The organism is Clostridium gelidum, from assembly GCF_019977655.1.
In the GTDB taxonomy this organism is placed as follows: Bacteria; Bacillota; Clostridia; order Clostridiales; family Clostridiaceae; genus Clostridium; species Clostridium gelidum.
In genome coordinates this window covers 2,813,122-2,829,893 of sequence record NZ_AP024849.1, presented here as the reverse complement: position 1 = coordinate 2,829,893, position 16,772 = coordinate 2,813,122, and the positions used below count along the sequence as shown (strand labels likewise).

Sequence of the window (16,772 nt, the reverse complement as noted above, 5' to 3'; positions counted from 1 at the left end):
AATATTTCTTTAGATTTAAATCAAAAAATATATTGGTTGAGTTTGTTAATTTGCAAAACCGTGACCTACATCACGGTTTTATAAAGTTAAATATGGTAATCTTATCTAAATAAATATTTATTTGGAGGCGCAATATGAATAACATGGAATTAAAAGGTAGTTCAAAACAAGGTCTTACGGGCGCTACACTCGGCTTTTTTATTGGGTTTGCAGCTGTTGCACTTTATGGTTCTACAGTTACTTTATTTAAACAAAGTTTTGTAGGCATAAATCCAATCTTATTGGCTTTATTAGTGTCAGCGCCATCTCTATCAGGTTCATTACTTAGAATACCATTTGCTGCTTGGGTTGATACTACAGGCGGAAGAAAACCTTTTCTAGCATTACTTATATTATCCATAATTGGAATGTTTGGTCTATATATTGTAATGGCATTTTTCAAAGAAAATTTAAGTCAATATTATTGGGTATTATTTAGTCTTGCACTTTTATCTGGTTGTGGTATAGCTACTTTCTCTGTTGGAGTAAGCCAAACATCTTACTGGTTCCCTCAAAGCAAACAAGGATATGCCGCAGGTATTTATGGTGGTGTAGGAAATTTAGCACCTGGAATATTTATGGTTATAATACCTAATATAGCACTTCCACTTTGGGGTTTATCAGGTTCATATTTAGCCTGGTTAATATTCTTAATTATTGGTACAATAATTTATTACTTTATAGGCCAAAATGCTTGGTATTTTCAACTTATTGAAAAAGGAATAAAAAAAGAAGAAGCAAAAAAAATAGCTTCAAAAGATTATGGGCAAGAATTATTTCCAAATAATAAAATTAGTGAAAGCTTAGGCATGTCAGCTAAGTCATGGAAAACTTGGGCATTAGTTGGAATATATTTTGCAACCTTTGGAGGATTTATGGCACTAACGAGTTGGTTTCCTACATATTGGACAAGTTTATTTAAACTATCTATAAAAACTGCTGGTCTATTAACTGCCCTATACTCAATAATTGCTTCTGTCACTAGAATTTATGCTGGAAAAATAGCAGATAAAAAAGGTGGAGAAACTACAGCAACTTTAGGACTTGTTATAATGCTTGCTGGAGCAGTATGTATGACTTTTAGTTCTTCTATTGAATTTGCTATTGTAGGAATATTACTACTAGCAATTGGTATGGGATCTACTAATGCAGCTGTTTTCAAAATAGTACCAAAGGCAGTACCTCAAGCTATAGGTGGTGCATCAGGTTGGATTGGTGGAATAGGCGCACTTGGTGGTTTTGTAATACCACCACTAATGGCTTCTTTCATAGATAAATCAGGTAAAAATTCAACTGGTTATTCAACAGGATTCGTAGTCTTTATAGTATTAAATATCATTGCTCTTATTATATTAGCATTAATCAATAAAATACAAAAAGAAAATGTAACTCATAAATAAATTACATATAATTATAATTCTTTTTTTAAGCTGAGATTTCTAAAAGTTAGAAATTCTCAGCTTTATTATTTTACCCATTATTAAAAAAATAATTTAATTTCTGCTTTAGGCACAATCAAAAGCATTTGTAACAGCTTTGGGAAGATCTCTAATTAACTTTCCACCTCTAAGTGGTTACATGACACGTCCACTTAAATATTAATGATTATCATATATATACTCTCTAGTCCATGGCAACTCATTATTTACTCCTTTCGTAAATAAGAATTGGTGAAGGTAAACATTACCACAATCAAAAGATGCTGCACAAGCATTTAAATATAGTCTCCACATTCTAATAAATGTTTCATCCTTAATTTTGCTTATTTCAGGCAATGCATTTTCAAAATTTTCTCTCCACATTTGCAAAGTCTTTCTATAATGTCTTCTAAGACTTTCCATGTCAATAAAGTAAAGTTTTTCAGACTCCATATGAGAAACTAATTCATTTACTGATGGTATGTATCCACCCGGAAAAATATATTTATTAATCCATGAATTGGTTCCGCCTTCTTCATTATCTTCTTGGCTTGTTATACAATGAAGCAGAGACACTCCACCATCGATTAATAACTCATTAACTTTAGAAAAATATTCATTAAGATGATCTTTTCCAACATGTTCTATCATACCAACACTAACTACTCTGTCAAATTTTCTATCTTTTATTTGTCTATAGTCCATAAGTTGAACTTCAACAAGATTGCTTAAGTTCTCTTCTTTTATTCTTTCTTGAACTCTAACAAACTGTTCTAAACTTAGTGTTACTCCCATGGCTTTAACTTTATACTTTTTAGCTGCATTAATAATTAATTCACCCCAACCACAGCCTATATCAAGTAAAGTTTCACCTTCTTTTAATGCTAACTTCTTTAAAATATGATTTACTTTATTTTTTTGAGCTTCATATAGAGTATCATCAGTATTTCTAAAATATGCACAAGAATAAGTCATACTTTCATCTAACCATAATTTATAGAAATCATTTCCGATGTCATAATGATAGTGAACATTTTCCTTACTATTTTTTATATTGTTTGAAATTTTTTTAATTATATTTGTATATTTACTATTGCTACGTAGGAAGCTTTCTTTGTTATTGTATATAGATGCAATAACATCTTCAACACTACTACCTTTTATATCCATCTTTTTAGTCATATAAGCTTCACCAAAGGCTATTGAAGGATCACTAAGGATATCAGCTTTAGGAATAATTTCATTAAAAATTATTTCAAATTTAGCCTCTCCTTCTCCATAATTCTCAACTTCTCCATCCCAAAATCTAACCCTACATGGATCAGAAAATAAGTTTTTAAATAATGCTTTATAAAATACTTTATCAATATTCATAATAAATCTCCTTGCTCTTTGTTGTAAATCCTACCATTACAGTATGCATATGAATCTTTTTTTAGAATATGTATTTCTTTTTGATAATATTTTTAACTTCTTCAACAATATTTTGAACTCATTTTCTTTACATATTAAACAAGCCCCTCGAGTTATCTAAACTCAAGGGGCAATTTTCTCATTTTAACTAAAATATATCTTTTGCGGTATAGTTATCGTTTAAATATTTTTATAAATAAATATTGTTTTATTTATAAATGTATTACAATATTTAAATATATAAAGCTAAAAAGAAAACAATATACACCTATAAAAAAAGTGCAAATCCCAACCAATAACTTTTGTGATTTATAGGAAACATGCGGCTTTAAATTGCTAAATAAAGAAAAATTTCTTTATTTATGTTCTGCGAAAGTTGAGTTAGTAAGAAATTATTTTGTCACGATATATTTCTGAACAATCCATTCCTTTTAATCTCTCAATTACTGAACTATCATTCCAGAAGTGCATTGGGTATACTTTATCTGTATCAGTATTTTTCATATAATAATCAAAACCTAAATAAAACATTTCCTCTTGCCTAGGATCTAAAACCACAAAGGCAGCATCAAAATGTCTATCCTTAATTTTTCCTATCTCTTTCTCATACTTTTCTCTCATATTTTCATTGTTACTTTCATCCTTGTGATTCCATGCCCATAAATTAAGGTCGCCTGCATGATAAATTGTCTTACCATCAGCTGTAACAATAAACGCTACCCCTTCATCTGTAGAGTTTAAAGTTTCTATCTTTAAATCTAATGTTTCAAGAATCTGATTGCTTCCGATAAATTCAATATTTTTATAAATCTCATCATCAACACCGTGAGAATTAAAAAATTTCCGTCCAAATTTCCTCTTTATATCCCTTGAAAGAATATATCTAACATTAGGATATCCTTTTAATAGCTGAAAAATTGATACATCAAAATGGTCATGGTGATTATGACTTGAAAATACGTAAATTATTTTCTCTTTATCAAATGCTGGAAGCTCACCTTTAAAATAATCAAACAATAAAATCACATTGTCTAATTCTACTGAAAAACAACTATGTTCAATATATGTAATCTTCATTTGCCTCATCCTTTTTATAGTTTTTATTTTAAAGATTATACCACAAATCAATAGTACTGTTCTGTTTAATCAATATATTCTTGTCCGACCCTCTGCGCTCGTTGCTATAGTTCTGCACTTCTACATGTATAAATAATATCTTACTATTTTGATTTTTTAATCTAACTTCTTAATTTAAATACAATTACTGCATATAGTTCTTTACTAATTCATAACATCTCTTTTTTGTTGAATCTGCTGCCGATAGAGTATACTTAACTGGTTCAAGAGTTCCACCCTTTGCTTTGTCTCCTGAATCTTTTGCATCACTTTCCTTTTTGGATATCCATGCTAATTCTTCTTTTTTTAATTTTTCCATATCACTAGAAGGCAAAGTCTTCTGCAATTCCTTGTAGATTTCATTTAATGCATCATCCCAAAATTTATACTGTGCTCCACTTGTACTTCTCATATCTTTTGTGGTAATTGTATTATTAAAATTATAATCCTTATCTATTTTTGCCTGAATATCATTAAGTTTTTGTGTATAATATTCTTTTTTATCAGTTTTATTAGTAGTTGTATCATTGGTTTTTGACTCTATAGATTTATTGTTGTCATTTTCTTTATCTGATGTGTCTTGTGTAGATCCTAAATTATCCTCTTGTTTTGCTTCTACAGTACTACTGCTATCACTTTCTTGATTAATTGGCTTACTCAAACTACATCCAGCTATAGAAAGTGTACTGGATATAATCATTGTAATAATAATAAGTTTTTTCATTTTTTGCTCCTTTTTTACTATTTATATACTTTTTATCCGCTATTGCTAAACTAATTCTACATTTTGAGTAAATTATGAAAATCTATTCATCTTTCTGAATAATGCGATATTCTAATTTAATATTAAATTTTCAGATATAAATTAGCAACTCTACAAATTGAAATTTGTAGAGCCTCGCATTTAATCAAAGTATTACCACAATATGATATTATAAATCATCATATTTGCCACAAAAAACTGCGCCATTCATTTTTAAATAAGACTTCTCATGTAATAGCGCTTCTTGATGGTATTTGGGATTAGTGTAATTTTTATAATAATATTCTTTTAGTAATTCCAGGTCATTTCTATATTTTTCTACTTCCATAGCACACACTCTAGTCCATAAAAGTCTGTCTATTGATACAATTAAAATATCTTCTTCCTCAATGGCACCTTTTTCAAAAATTTAATGATTTGCATTTCTTCCACTTGTATACCAACTTTCATCAAATTTAAATAATTGTGCAATAAAATCACTTTATTAATACCATGCCGAAAAGCATTCTTTTAAAAATTCTCCTTCTTTTTTCATTTTTTTAACTAAAGAAAGGCAATGATAAATATACATTGAGTTGCATCTATATTCTGAATCTTCTATAATTACATATTCAATTAATTTTTCGTCCTCAAACGTAAATTTAATAATACCGTCCCCACCTCTACATTCAGGTTGAAAATAGTAAATAACAGAATCGTTAATAATCTCTTTTAACCTCATTTTTAACATAGCTGCGCTCCTAAATTTTATAAAATATTATTATTTATTTCGAAAATACTTTTCCAATTTACATTTCTCCTTATATATTACTTGATTCTTATATTACTAATTTTTCTTCTTATTTTCATACATCGGGGAGTTCCTAATATTAATTTCAATTCTCCCATTAATTTCAACATTCTCATTATCAACCCATCTTACTGTTGGTTTATCACCACATCCGCCGTGATAAATATTTCTGCTATTCTTTTCAAATGTATTGAAATATATTCTATAAAGCCTAATATATGTATCTCCTCAAAGTGCTCCTTGATCTGCATCATCTATGTCAACTCTATATTGTCTGTCAAATGAATACTCGCTAGATAATGTCGTATTCTCACCAAAACCTCCTAGTAAAAAATCAAAATAAATTCCTATAACACCTAAAAAGATGCATGATACAGCATACGAACATACACCCAATTGTAGCTGTTTATAAAATCCAATTTTGATTCACCAAATATAACACCTATTATCATTATTAAAAGGTAACTAAACCTTAAAATACTTATTTTCAAATTGACGGGTTTCATATTTCTTTTCCCCTTAAATAAACTATAGTTTTCTTATACATAAAAACTGATTGAAATTGAAGCAAATCATATTAAATTATACCTATAAATAACCAAAACTACTAAATGAAGAAAATCTAAAAATAGCTTTTCCTTGTATATTTGAACCATCTATATATGGATTAATCCACCTTCTGGAATCAACAGAAATTCTTCTATTGTCTGCTAAGAAAAAGTATTTATTGTCTGGCACATCATAAACCCCATTAAAGCTCTCATTATTTATTACATAATTCTCTTTAATATCTTCTCCATTTATATTTACAATACCATCATGTATTTTAATATGATCTCCAGGCAATCCAATAACTCTTTTTATAAGTTCTTCTTTAAATTCATCAGAATAAAACACAATAATATTACCTCTTTCTATATTATTAGTATTATTTATTCTTGTAGTCACTATCTTATCACCTGGATTTATTTTTGTAGCCATCGATTTACCAGGAACATCATATACGTTAAATAATAATGATTTGCTTATTAAGCATAATATTCCTAGTGCTACAACTACAGCTACAACTATCCATATTTTAATATTTTTTTTACTCGTTGGCTTGCAAGTAATATTATTTTCCATCATATTCCTCCTTGTTTTATATATTGTATTTTTATACATATTATAGCATATAGTTATACTTCTTTTCAAACAACTATAAATAGCCGACAATCTAGATGCTCTTGTCCAGATTGTCGGATCATTACTTTATTATACTTCATGTTGTTTATTACACTTCCATAAGTTGTATAACTATATTTTTATATATATTTTAAATTGCTTATTGGTTTTTATTAAGCAATAAGTTCCTTTATTTTTTCAACTATATAATCAGTATTAGTCCAATGAATATAGTGACTAGAATTATAAAGTGTTTTCTGGGAACTATAATTTGACCAATTTAATAATTCCTTCTGAGTTTTCTCCCAACTTTGTCCACTATCAGAGGATATGATAACTAACGGAATATTATTAAGAGGCCCATTCTTTATTACTTCCCTAGCATTTTCATTTATATTTTTAATATACTTTAAATTACTTGTATTCCCAAGATATTTATAATACATTGCTGTATCTATCTTCTTTATATCACTTGGTAACTCATTATTACGTAAATTTTCACCAAGCAAGGGGAGTTTAATGCTTAAATTCCCAAGTGCTCTTGCAATTCCTGTTACCCTCAATCCAGCACTAAAACGATTTAATATATATGATTTTATCTCAGAGTCATTTGCATAAAATTCTGGACTTCCTCCATCTAACAATACAATTCCTTTAACTTCAGTAGGATATTTTTGTGCAAAGCGGATTACTTCCAGGGAAGCCAATGAATGTCCCACTAATATATAAGGCGATGATTGTCCTGATTTTTCAAGTAGTTCATGTAATTCTTCAGATAATACATCTATAGTTCTAGGTATATCAGTTTTTTCATTCCATCCAAATCCGGCGTTATCAAAACTTACTGTTCTTGCATACGGATGCAGTTCCCTTTGCAATCTGTAAAAATCAGTAAACGAACTTGGTGTTCCTGATCCTGCCACAAAGACAACAGTATTTCTTCCACTTCCTGTAGAATGTATATACATATTGTGATTATTAATATCGAATACTTCTCCATGAGATAATAATATATTTGTTTCTTTTTCAACCATTATTCTTTGCCATATTGTTCCAATTAAAAGCATTATTATAATTGTAGTGATAACTCGTTTTATTCTTAATTTTCTTTTACTTATACCTTCTTTTAATTCTTTCATATGGCTCTCCTTTAGTAAATCCAAACTTTAGCATTGCATAACCACTTATACTTAAACTATTAGAATTATGTAACAGTGTAAATTGGAATTTATGGTTCTAATTCTTTAAAGAAAAAACGTAATGCCATTACTGTTTTAGATATTTTATATTTACTTTATAAAGATACTAACTTAGGATTTTCCACTAAATCACTAACTTCTTTTTCACAACTCCAGACATCAATGCAATTGTTTCTGCCGAAATACTATGATATTCTAATAAAACTTGCAAAAATGCTCCAATTTTAAAATCTGCATCATCTTTTCCACTAAGTTCAAGCATAACAATTAAATCATACATCTTAGAAAAATCTTTAGAATTTTCAAATAGCTTTTTTTCATCATGGCTTAAAATAACTTCTTTTTTTACATCTAATAATTTTGAAAGTGCATCTATATTAAATTTATATTTTTCAATCAATAGCTGCAATGTTTCCATCATATCTTTTATAGTTATAACTTACACATCTTGCACATCTTTCATATTGATCACCTTTCTTACAAACTACTATTTACCCTTTAGTAAATTATAACATATCTTTCAAATATACTACTATTCGATTCTCGAAAATGGTTGAGTCAAGTAAAAGTTGGCAAGAATTTTATTTAAATTATTATCCATTATTTTACATTGCATTTTTAAAATTTCCCTACCCATACTGTATATTTAACTATAACTAATATCACTAAATGATTTTAATCCACATAAATCACGTACTATTTTTCTACCTAACGTTGCGGCAGCTCCGCTATACGGAATTTGTGCACTATTGCACTTATATGCCTTACACTTATTAGATTCTTTATTCGCTTGAAATACTGTTAATGGTAGTTTTGCAACTACTGTATCAATAACATCATCAGAAATAATATTTCTGTAGATTTTATCTACAGTATCAAACAACCTATTACTAAATTTTTCAGATAATATTTTAGATAAATTATCTGCACCATTAATAGACCAGCTCATTTTTCTGCCCTTCATTCTTTGAGCTAATACATCACAAATATTATGTTCCATTGTGCCTAGATTCTTGTATTCCATGCCTTCCGGCGCCGTAGGCATGTTTATGTCACTTCTTAATTTATACGGTATTAATCCATCTCTATTGTGAACAAAGTAATCATATAATTCAGTAAGCTTCTTAAATGCAATATCTTTTTCGTTTGTAAGTATCATCATATTTACAATAGTTTCTAGACCTTCATCAATTTTACCTTCTCTAAATAGTTTTAGTAATTGCTTTTGAGCTCTTTTATCACTTACCTTACGTATAATCGCTTGGCCTACATGAAATGGATCTAGCTGAAAATGAATGTCTTCATCCTCACAAGTTGCTTTAATCCAATTTGCTCCATCACCGTTTAATATTCTAGTTTGAATTTCATCTACATTGTATTTTTCTGAAATTGTTGCGCTAGCAAGCTTTTTAAAGTGATTGGAATTGCTAAAGCTTGCACAAACAGTTTTATCAACAACCACATATTCTTTTTTGCTCCCTGGGCGTAAAGTCCAGCCAGTATATGATACTGCTAGTTTTAACTCTTTCTTTTTATTTTTCCCTTTTGGTCTATCATTACCTTGAAGATAGAGCCAAACTCCATCTTGCTCCTGAAACAATACTGGTACTTCCTTTTCGCCTTTTAATGCACCTTTGTCATTTAACTCAATTTTACGATTTTCTATTTCTTTAATCTTTTCCCCAAGTGTTTGAACTATGTTCCAAACGCCTTGAGCACTAATATCTTGATTACACATAGTTTTAATATTCTCAGATGTCTTTCTAAAAGAAACCTCCGTCACGTTAGTTAAAATAGTTTCTACGAGATTTATAGACACATTTCCTAAAGTGTCCATCCCTAAATACTCATCCAAAAGGTACTTAGTTGCTTTCTTACCATCTTCAAGTTTAAATTCATAAATGCGCCTAGAATACTCTACGTTCCCCATAATAGTCCTCAAACAAGTTTGCTTACGACCTTTATTACGGTAAACCTTGCTATCTCTTTCATTAAGTAGTTTTTCATCTAAAAATTCTAATATACTTTTTAAAGCATTACAAGCTTCGTCACAAGCATATTTATAAATTCTTTTCTCTAACTCCTTGAAAGTCATTCCTTTATCATTTAAACTTAATTCATACATAAATATAACTCCATTCTATTTAGTCTTAGCAACTTAATTATAATGGATAATTTATGTATTTGGGAGATGCTTTCGCATCTCCTTTTACTATTTATACAGTTTTTATTACTGTTTCTGCCTACTAAAATTATACTCTAACCTCGAAAATTTTATTAAACCGCAACTTAAAATACATAAATTATAGTATAATCTTTAGTAATAAAAGCTAAACAAACTGCATTTGCTAATTAAAACAATCTCCCACATTTAAAAAGGGGCTGTTGCAAAACTAACGTAGTTAGTTTTGTGGCAGCTCATTTTTTTATAAAAAAAATAAAAAATGTGAATTCAAAAGAATTCACATTTTTAGTATAATTAAATTATGTTAAAAACCAAATTATACAATAAAAATTATAATCAATTTAATGATAATTATCAACTTATATTACCATTAAATTTAGAAAACTTAATACCAGAAGATGATTCAGTCCGCTTGCTAAGCCATATATTGGAGGGATTAAATTATACAAAGTTGTATCAGGCGTACTCTTCCGTTGGAAGAAAACCGGCAGTGGAACCAAAAATCATGTTCAAAATAGTATCGTATGCTTATTCTCAAAATGTTTATTCTAGTAGAAAAATAGAGAAAGCATGCAAAAGAGATATAAATTTCAAGTGGCTACTTCAAGGCTATAAAGCACCTGATCATGCTACCATTAGTAGATTCCGTAAAGAATATCTTTCAAATGAAGTAATTGAAGATTTATTTTATCAACAAGTTAAATATCTAGCAGCTCAAAATGAAATATTATTTGAAAATGTATTTATTGATGGTACTAAAATCGAAGCGAATGCCAATCGTTATACTTTTGTTTGGAAGAAATCCATTTATAAAAATGAGGCAAAAATGTTTGATAAGATTCTTACTCTTGCTGAAAATATCAATCTTGAAGAATCGAGAGACTTTATTGCTAAAAAAGAAACATTGATAGATGATATTGATAAAATTCTCGAATGGCTTTTATATGAAAAAGATAAAAGAAACATAGAGTTTGTTCACGGTATTGGTAAAAGAAAAACTGCAATTCAGAAATGGATAGAGCAACTATTTGAATATAAAGAAAGACAAGAAAAATATAATTTCAGTAAAAACATATTATCAAAAAGAAATAGTTATTCTAAAACTGATACAGATGCAACTTTTATGCGTATGAAAGATGACCATATGAGAAATGGTCAATTGAAACCTGCATATAATGCACAAATCGCAGTTGAAAGTGAATACGTAACCGGGGTCGGAATATTTGATGATAGAAATGATATAGCAACATTAATACCTATGCTTAATAATATGGTAAGCGTAAAAAAATTAACGGATAGATAAATGTAAGTCTCTATTGTTAAAATTAACATAGATTTTAACAATGGAGGTTTATTTACATGAATAATAATGAGAAGATAAATTGGAGAGAAATTGTTGCTACCTTTTCTTCTTACGAAGGAACGTTAGGAACTTTCTGCAATGCAAATCACATTACTAAAAGTCAATTTCATTACTATAAAAAGAAATTCAAGAATGAAGATAATAATTTACAGTTTCATGCAATTTCAATGAGAGAAGAAAAAGTAACAACTGAAGTCACCGTAGTTCCAGCTGATAGACCTAATATAATAATAGAAATAGGAGCCGCTAAAATATATGTACCGGCTAATGAAATAGCTATTTTGAGTAAGTTGCTTAAGGATTTGATTACAAATGTTTAATCTTAATAAAGTTAATACAGTTTATCTTGCATGTGGAATAACAGATTTGAGAAAAAGTATTGATGGACTAGTAGTGATTGTGCAAACGCAGCTAAAGTTGGATCCGTTTGAAAAAGCCTTGTTTGTTTTTTGCAATAGGCAAATGAATAAAATTAAGATACTTCACTTTGATGAAGGATTCTGGCTGTACTATTTCCGACTTGAAAATAGTAAATTGAAATGGCCGATGACTCCAGACGAAGCTCTTAAAATCAACAAAGAGGAATTGAAATGGTTGCTTATGGGATATGAAGTTAGAACTAAGTCTAAATTTAAGCCAATTGAAGTAAGAAATAGCTTTTAAAACAAATATCGCTGTAAACCCTTAATTTTGAACTTTTACAAGTTTCGGAATTGAGGGTTTTGTGGTAAAATACCCCTATATTTGTTGTGAGGTATAGGGATGGATATTTTAGATTTAGAAGATCAACTTGATAAAAAAACAAAATTATTGATTTCTAAAATGGAAAAAGACATTGAATCAAAAGATAAGGAAATTGATGATTTAAAAAAGGAATTGGCTTTTCTTAAAGGACAGCTCCTTAATAAAAACAGAAAAATTTTTGGACAATCTAGTGAACAAGTTGATTCAAGACAGCTCTCACTTTTTAATGATGCTGAAAAAAACAGTGATATTAAAATAGATGAGCCTTCCATTGAAGAAATTACATATACAAGAAAAAAATCATCTTCTCATTTAGGAAAGAAAGATAATCTATCCGGCCTAGATAGAGTTACAATTGAGCATAAACTTGCTGACTCTGAAACATTTTGCGATAAATGTGGGAATGATTTAATTATAATCGGTAAAAAATCAAAAGAAATTTTAAAATATAAGCCAGCAGAACTTTACATAGAAGAACATATTTCATATACATATGCTTGCAAAAATTGCGAAGCGGATGCTGATAAAGCCAATATAATTTCTGCAAAAATTCCAAATACTTTCTTATATAAAAGTATGGCTTCAAATGAATTATTAGCTCATGTTGTGAGCATGAAATATCAATATGCAATGCCATTATATAGAATGGAATCATATTTTAAGATGATGAATGTTAATCTTTCAAGACAGACATTATCCAACTGGATAATAAGTTGTGCAAATGAACTTCAGCCTGTTTTTCATTATATGAAAGAGGAACTCTTAAGAAGAAATTATATCCACGCCGATGAAACTTATGTGAAGGTTATTGAGGAAAATGGAAAAGACTCCAACTCAAAAAGGTTCATGTGGCTATATCGCTCCGGAGGCATAGAGAACCATATAATTTTATATGATTATCAGAAAACAAGATCTGGTTCTTGTGCTGAAGAATTTCTTGAAGGTTTCTCTGGATATCTTCAAACAGATGGATATGATGGCTATAATAAAGTTAAGAATATAAAAAGACTATATTGTATGGCCCATATTCGAAGAAAATTCTTTGATATAATATCAACCTTAAACCCCGAAGCTCTAAAGCAGTCTCACGCAATAGAAGGGTTTAATTATTGTGAGCGACTTTATAAAGTTGAAAAAGATCTAAGGGAACAATATATATGTAGTGATGATTATTATGGTGATCGACATGCAATAAGGCTCAAGAGATCTGCACCCATTCTTAATAAATTTCAAGAATATGTAGATAATGAAATTGTTAATGCTCTTCCTAAAAGTCCTTTAGGTAAAGCTCTTGCATATGCTCAAAAGTTGTTGCCATATATGAGAACTTTCTTGACAAATGGATGTCTTGAAATTGATAATAATGCAGCTGAAAGAGCTATAAAACCATTTGTAATTGGCAGAAAAAACTGGATGTTCTCCAAGACAGTAAAAGGCGCAAAATCAAGTGCATTACTTTATAGTATTACTGAAACGGCTAAAGCCAATGGCTTAGCAGTGGAAAAGTATTTAGTATATTTATTTGAAATGTTTGCAAATTCAGAAGTTAAGGAAATGGACATACTAGAAAAATGTATGCCATGGTCTGAAAGCATTCCAGATGAACTGCGCGTTAAGACTACCAAATAATTATTTCTATATAAAATTATACCCAACAGAGAATATAAGTTTTTCTGTTGGGTTTATTTTATCACTTAAATTATACTACCGCTACGCGTCGATTCTTTGACGCTTACATAATATGCAAGAAAAAATTGGGTATAAATATCTTAATGTAATTGCAGATTCTGGTTACGAAAGTGAGGAGAACTATTTATTTTTAGAATCTAACAATCAAACTCCGTATATAAAACCACAAACTTATGAAAAGTGGAAAAAAAGAAGTTTTAAAAATGATATTAGTAAACGTGAAAACATGAAATATGATGCAGAATCAGATTTATATATTTGCCATAATGGTAGAAAGTTGATTCCGACCTCTATTATTAATAGAAAATCCGCCAGTGGATACAAATCAGAGGCTACTATCTATGAGTGTGAAAGTTGTAATAACTGTGCTCATAAATCGAAGTGCACGAAAGCAAAAGGAAATAGAAAGATGCAAGTTTCAAAAACTTTTGTGGAAAAGCGTGAAATATCTTATAGAAATATCACAACTGAATTTGGAACTAAATTAAGAATGAACAGATCTATTCAGGTCGAAGGAGCATTTGGAGTTCTAAAAAGTGATTATGAATTCAATAGATTTTTAACACGTGGAAAAAATAGTGTTAAAACTGAATTTATTTTGCTTTGTTTTGGCTACAACATTAACAAATTGCATTCAAAAATACAAAATGAAAGAACCCAAAATCATCTTCCTGAATTAAAATCTACTGCCTAATTATGGAATAAAATAAGTAGGCTTATTTGAGTGCGCTTGAAATTCAGAAATCTCCCCAAAATTGATTTGATATTTCAATTTTGGGGAGATTTCTTTCTTTGAATCGAAAAGGAGCATCGCTCCTGATCGAAAATCAATCATTTTGCGACACTCCCTTTTATTTTAAAATATACTTCCAAACCTCTTATCACATGTCCTTAAGTCTTCATTATAATTTTCAACATTTTCATTCAAACTTTTCACTTTCATCACATCATTACTTGTTGATGAATGAACATTTAACAATTTAGTTCTAATGTCATATTTTTAATCTACTAATGGAAACCATCCTGCTGTATTTACTATAACATTCCAAAGAGGAGTTGGTATATCTAAAATTTTCTCATCTTTTTTGCTTAGAGTAGTCCTTATCTCAGAGTATTTTTCATTATAGACTTTAGTCATCCATTCAGGTTCCATAATTATTTCTCTACCTAGCGCTATAAAGTCTGCTCCACTTTTTAGTGCTTTTATAGCGTCTTCAGGAGTACTAATAGAACCAACTCCTATAAAAGGTACTCTTCCATTTATTGTTTTAAGAATTTTAAGAACAATAGGATCTTTATCTTCTAAGTCACGAATAGAAGTTTGCCAAAAATTATTTAAAGATGCATGTAAATAACTTAAACCTTGATTAGCTAGTACATCTACAAGCTTAATAGTATCTTGTAAAGTAATTCCTGGATTTTCTATTTCTTCTGGTGAAAAACGATAACCTATTATAAAATTATCTTTACCTTGTTCTTTTACTACTTTTTTCACTTCATTTATAACAGCTAGGGAAAAATTCATTCTTTTATCTATACTTCCACCCCATGTATCCTGTCTACGATTAGAATGAGGTGAAAAAAATTGTTGTATTAAATAAGTATTAGCTCCATGTATTTCTACACCATCAAAACCAGCATCAATAGCTCTTTTAGCTGTTTTACCAAAATCTTTAATAGTATCCTCAATTTCTTTTTCTGTCATTTCTCTTGGAGTAATAGCATCTGGTCTTTCTGCTGGAATTGCACTAGCGCTTATAGTATCTCCGTTAGGTATTTCATTTGAAAGTGCCATTCTACCTGCGTGAACCATCTGTAATATAGCTATTGCACCTTCTGACTTTATAGTATCTGCTAAGCTTTTTAAGCTTGGAATAAATTCATCGGAATAAGCTGCAAATTGTCCAGGAAATCCCTTCCCTGACTCACTTACATAAGTAGTGGCTGTAATAACGATACCTGTATTTTTAGATCTTGCCTTATAGTAATTCAACTCTTCTTGTGAAACTGTACCATCTAAGTTTCCTGAAAAAGTAGTCATAGGTGCCATAACGATTGGATTTTTTACTGTTATACCTCCCAAAACCTTAGACTTACTTAACTCTGTGTTTGCTAATTTCATTACTAATTTTTCTTTTAATGATTTTATACCTTCTGGTGTATGTGTTGATAAATAAACTGTATCATTTTCTTTTATAAACTTTCTAACTTTTTCTAATGTTTCCTTTGCTAAATCCTTATTTTCAAATACCACTGATAATTCATTTCTTCTTAAAGCTTCATCTGTATAAGTTACATCTCCATGAATCATATAAAATAATCCTTCAACTTCTACAACAACAATTGAATTTCCCTCAGTATGTCCATAAGCAGGTAACATAGTAATTCCTTCAGTTATTTTTTCACTTTGAGAAAAGTTTTTATATTTACCATTTTGAAAATTAACTCTAATTATATTTTCACCTTGTAAATTCATAGCATCTGCTTCTATTTGAGAAATATAAATTTTAGCATTTTTGAATAATCTAAGTTCTCCACTATGATCAGGATGCTTATGTGTTACAACAACTTTATCTATATCCTCTATTTTGTATCCTGCATTTTGCACAGCAGTTGCAAAATCTGCAACCTTCTCTCCCATATATAGCTTTTGATTTGGCTCTCTCTTAAATTCAGGTGTTTCTACTGGTAATCCTGTATCAACTAAAATAACTTCTTTCCCTGTATCTATTAAATAGTTTTGTAAACTAGCTGGATATGTTTTATTCATATCTAACTTTTCTTTTTCCATTGACCCTCCTAGTGCAAAATCCTCTTTCATTTCCCCATTTTTATAAAATTCTAAAGCAATAATTTTCATTTATAATTCCTCCTAATCATATTTTTTAT

The 16,772-nt window shown here is 29.4% G+C and carries 16 protein-coding genes and 2 pseudogenes; 6 read left to right on the top strand and 12 right to left on the bottom strand.

The window, feature by feature from the left end; all coding sequences use genetic code 11:
• Positions 1-134 precede the first annotated feature (134 nt).
• Positions 135-1,439, top strand: coding sequence for an MFS transporter (locus psyc5s11_RS12635; RefSeq protein WP_224037914.1), 1,305 nt, complete (start codon positions 135-137; stop codon positions 1,437-1,439).
• Positions 1,440-1,637: 198 nt separating this feature from the next.
• Here the strand turns inward: psyc5s11_RS12635 and psyc5s11_RS12630 are convergent, their stop codons facing one another.
• The 10 genes from psyc5s11_RS12630 to psyc5s11_RS12585 all read right to left on the bottom strand — a co-directional run bounded on the left by psyc5s11_RS12630 (position 1,638) and on the right by psyc5s11_RS12585 (position 10,027).
• A complete protein-coding gene (locus tag psyc5s11_RS12630; protein WP_224037913.1) occupies positions 1,638-2,831 on the bottom strand; it encodes an SAM-dependent methyltransferase in 1,194 nt (397 codons plus the stop codon).
• Positions 2,832-3,251: 420 nt separating this feature from the next.
• A complete protein-coding gene (locus psyc5s11_RS12625; protein ID WP_224037912.1) occupies positions 3,252-3,947 on the bottom strand; it encodes an MBL fold metallo-hydrolase in 696 nt (231 codons plus the stop codon).
• 184 nt (positions 3,948-4,131) lie between these two features.
• A complete protein-coding gene (locus tag psyc5s11_RS12620; protein WP_224037911.1) occupies positions 4,132-4,710 on the bottom strand; it encodes a lysozyme inhibitor LprI family protein in 579 nt (192 codons plus the stop codon).
• A gap of 208 nt (positions 4,711-4,918) precedes the next feature.
• Complete coding sequence (locus psyc5s11_RS12615; RefSeq protein ID WP_224037910.1) at positions 4,919-5,077, bottom strand: hypothetical protein; 159 nt, start codon at positions 5,075-5,077, stop codon at positions 4,919-4,921.
• 156 nt (positions 5,078-5,233) lie between these two features.
• Positions 5,234-5,479 (bottom strand): hypothetical protein, encoded by a 246-nt coding sequence (locus psyc5s11_RS12610; RefSeq protein ID WP_224037909.1) that lies wholly within the window; start codon positions 5,477-5,479, stop codon positions 5,234-5,236.
• Positions 5,480-5,767: 288 nt separating this feature from the next.
• Positions 5,768-5,935: a hypothetical protein gene (locus psyc5s11_RS12605; RefSeq protein ID WP_224037908.1), complete on the bottom strand. Its 168-nt coding sequence runs from the start codon at positions 5,933-5,935 to the stop codon at positions 5,768-5,770.
• A 192-nt stretch (positions 5,936-6,127) separates the two neighbouring features.
• The gene (gene lepB / locus psyc5s11_RS12600; protein WP_224037907.1) at positions 6,128-6,664 is read right to left on the bottom strand and encodes a signal peptidase I; all 537 of its coding nucleotides are present in this window, start codon (positions 6,662-6,664) and stop codon (positions 6,128-6,130) included.
• Between the two features lie 212 nt (positions 6,665-6,876).
• Complete coding sequence (locus tag psyc5s11_RS12595; RefSeq protein WP_224037906.1) at positions 6,877-7,842, bottom strand: alpha/beta fold hydrolase; 966 nt, start codon at positions 7,840-7,842, stop codon at positions 6,877-6,879.
• Between the two features lie 184 nt (positions 7,843-8,026).
• Positions 8,027-8,323 (bottom strand): HTH domain-containing protein, encoded by a 297-nt coding sequence (locus psyc5s11_RS12590; RefSeq protein WP_224037905.1) that lies wholly within the window; start codon positions 8,321-8,323, stop codon positions 8,027-8,029.
• 225 nt (positions 8,324-8,548) lie between these two features.
• Positions 8,549-10,027 (bottom strand): ISLre2 family transposase, encoded by a 1,479-nt coding sequence (locus psyc5s11_RS12585; RefSeq protein ID WP_224033258.1) that lies wholly within the window; start codon positions 10,025-10,027, stop codon positions 8,549-8,551.
• 361 nt (positions 10,028-10,388) lie between these two features.
• Here psyc5s11_RS12585 and psyc5s11_RS12580 point away from each other — a divergent pair.
• From psyc5s11_RS12580 to psyc5s11_RS12560, 5 genes and pseudogenes are all read left to right on the top strand, one after another.
• A pseudogene (locus psyc5s11_RS12580) lies at positions 10,389-11,366 on the top strand (transposase); the annotation flags it as partial.
• An 80-nt stretch (positions 11,367-11,446) separates the two neighbouring features.
• Positions 11,447-11,770 (top strand): IS66 family insertion sequence element accessory protein TnpA, encoded by a 324-nt coding sequence (tnpA, locus tag psyc5s11_RS12575; RefSeq protein WP_224033074.1) that lies wholly within the window; start codon positions 11,447-11,449, stop codon positions 11,768-11,770.
• Entirely contained in the window at positions 11,763-12,113 is a 351-nt protein-coding gene (gene tnpB, locus psyc5s11_RS12570) for an IS66 family insertion sequence element accessory protein TnpB (RefSeq protein WP_224033073.1), read from the top strand. Before tnpA ends, tnpB begins: the two co-directional genes overlap by 8 nt.
• 99 nt (positions 12,114-12,212) lie before the next feature.
• On the top strand, positions 12,213-13,823 hold the full coding sequence (tnpC, locus tag psyc5s11_RS12565) for an IS66 family transposase (protein ID WP_224033632.1): 1,611 nt from the start codon (positions 12,213-12,215) through the stop codon (positions 13,821-13,823).
• 103 nt (positions 13,824-13,926) lie between these two features.
• Positions 13,927-14,577 (top strand): annotated as a pseudogene (locus tag psyc5s11_RS12560) (transposase); the annotation flags it as partial.
• Positions 14,578-14,739: 162 nt separating this feature from the next.
• Here psyc5s11_RS12560 and psyc5s11_RS27885 read toward each other — a convergent pair.
• Together psyc5s11_RS27885 and psyc5s11_RS12555 are read right to left on the bottom strand one after the other, a co-directional pair.
• A complete protein-coding gene (locus psyc5s11_RS27885; protein WP_258712449.1) occupies positions 14,740-14,862 on the bottom strand; it encodes a hypothetical protein in 123 nt (40 codons plus the stop codon).
• Between the two features lie 21 nt (positions 14,863-14,883).
• Positions 14,884-16,743 carry an oxidoreductase gene (locus psyc5s11_RS12555; protein ID WP_224037904.1) on the bottom strand — a complete coding sequence of 620 codons (1,860 nt, stop codon included), beginning with the start codon at positions 16,741-16,743 and terminating at the stop codon, positions 14,884-14,886.
• Between the last annotated feature and the right edge of the window lie 29 nt (positions 16,744-16,772).

What these genes read in the sequence shown, in the direction of transcription:
- tnpA (WP_224033074.1), top strand. Translation starts at nt 11,447, where the DNA reads ATGAATAATAATGAGAAGATAAATTGGAGAGAAATTGTTGCTACCTTT.
- psyc5s11_RS12590 (WP_224037905.1), bottom strand. Translation starts at nt 8,323, where the DNA reads ATGATGGAAACATTGCAGCTATTGATTGAAAAATATAAATTTAATATA.
- psyc5s11_RS12615 (WP_224037910.1), bottom strand. Translation starts at nt 5,077, where the DNA reads ATGGAAGTAGAAAAATATAGAAATGACCTGGAATTACTAAAAGAATAT.
- psyc5s11_RS12630 (WP_224037913.1), bottom strand. Translation starts at nt 2,831, where the DNA reads ATGAATATTGATAAAGTATTTTATAAAGCATTATTTAAAAACTTATTT.
- psyc5s11_RS12620 (WP_224037911.1), bottom strand. Translation starts at nt 4,710, where the DNA reads ATGAAAAAACTTATTATTATTACAATGATTATATCCAGTACACTTTCT.
- psyc5s11_RS12610 (WP_224037909.1), bottom strand. Translation starts at nt 5,479, where the DNA reads ATGTTAAAAATGAGGTTAAAAGAGATTATTAACGATTCTGTTATTTAC.
- tnpB (WP_224033073.1), top strand. Translation starts at nt 11,763, where the DNA reads ATGTTTAATCTTAATAAAGTTAATACAGTTTATCTTGCATGTGGAATA.
- psyc5s11_RS12585 (WP_224033258.1), bottom strand. Translation starts at nt 10,027, where the DNA reads ATGTATGAATTAAGTTTAAATGATAAAGGAATGACTTTCAAGGAGTTA.
- tnpC (WP_224033632.1), top strand. Translation starts at nt 12,213, where the DNA reads ATGGATATTTTAGATTTAGAAGATCAACTTGATAAAAAAACAAAATTA.
- psyc5s11_RS12625 (WP_224037912.1), bottom strand. Translation starts at nt 3,947, where the DNA reads ATGAAGATTACATATATTGAACATAGTTGTTTTTCAGTAGAATTAGAC.
- lepB (WP_224037907.1), bottom strand. Translation starts at nt 6,664, where the DNA reads ATGGAAAATAATATTACTTGCAAGCCAACGAGTAAAAAAAATATTAAA.
- psyc5s11_RS12595 (WP_224037906.1), bottom strand. Translation starts at nt 7,842, where the DNA reads ATGAAAGAATTAAAAGAAGGTATAAGTAAAAGAAAATTAAGAATAAAA.
- psyc5s11_RS12635 (WP_224037914.1), top strand. Translation starts at nt 135, where the DNA reads ATGAATAACATGGAATTAAAAGGTAGTTCAAAACAAGGTCTTACGGGC.
- psyc5s11_RS12555 (WP_224037904.1), bottom strand. Translation starts at nt 16,743, where the DNA reads ATGAAAATTATTGCTTTAGAATTTTATAAAAATGGGGAAATGAAAGAG.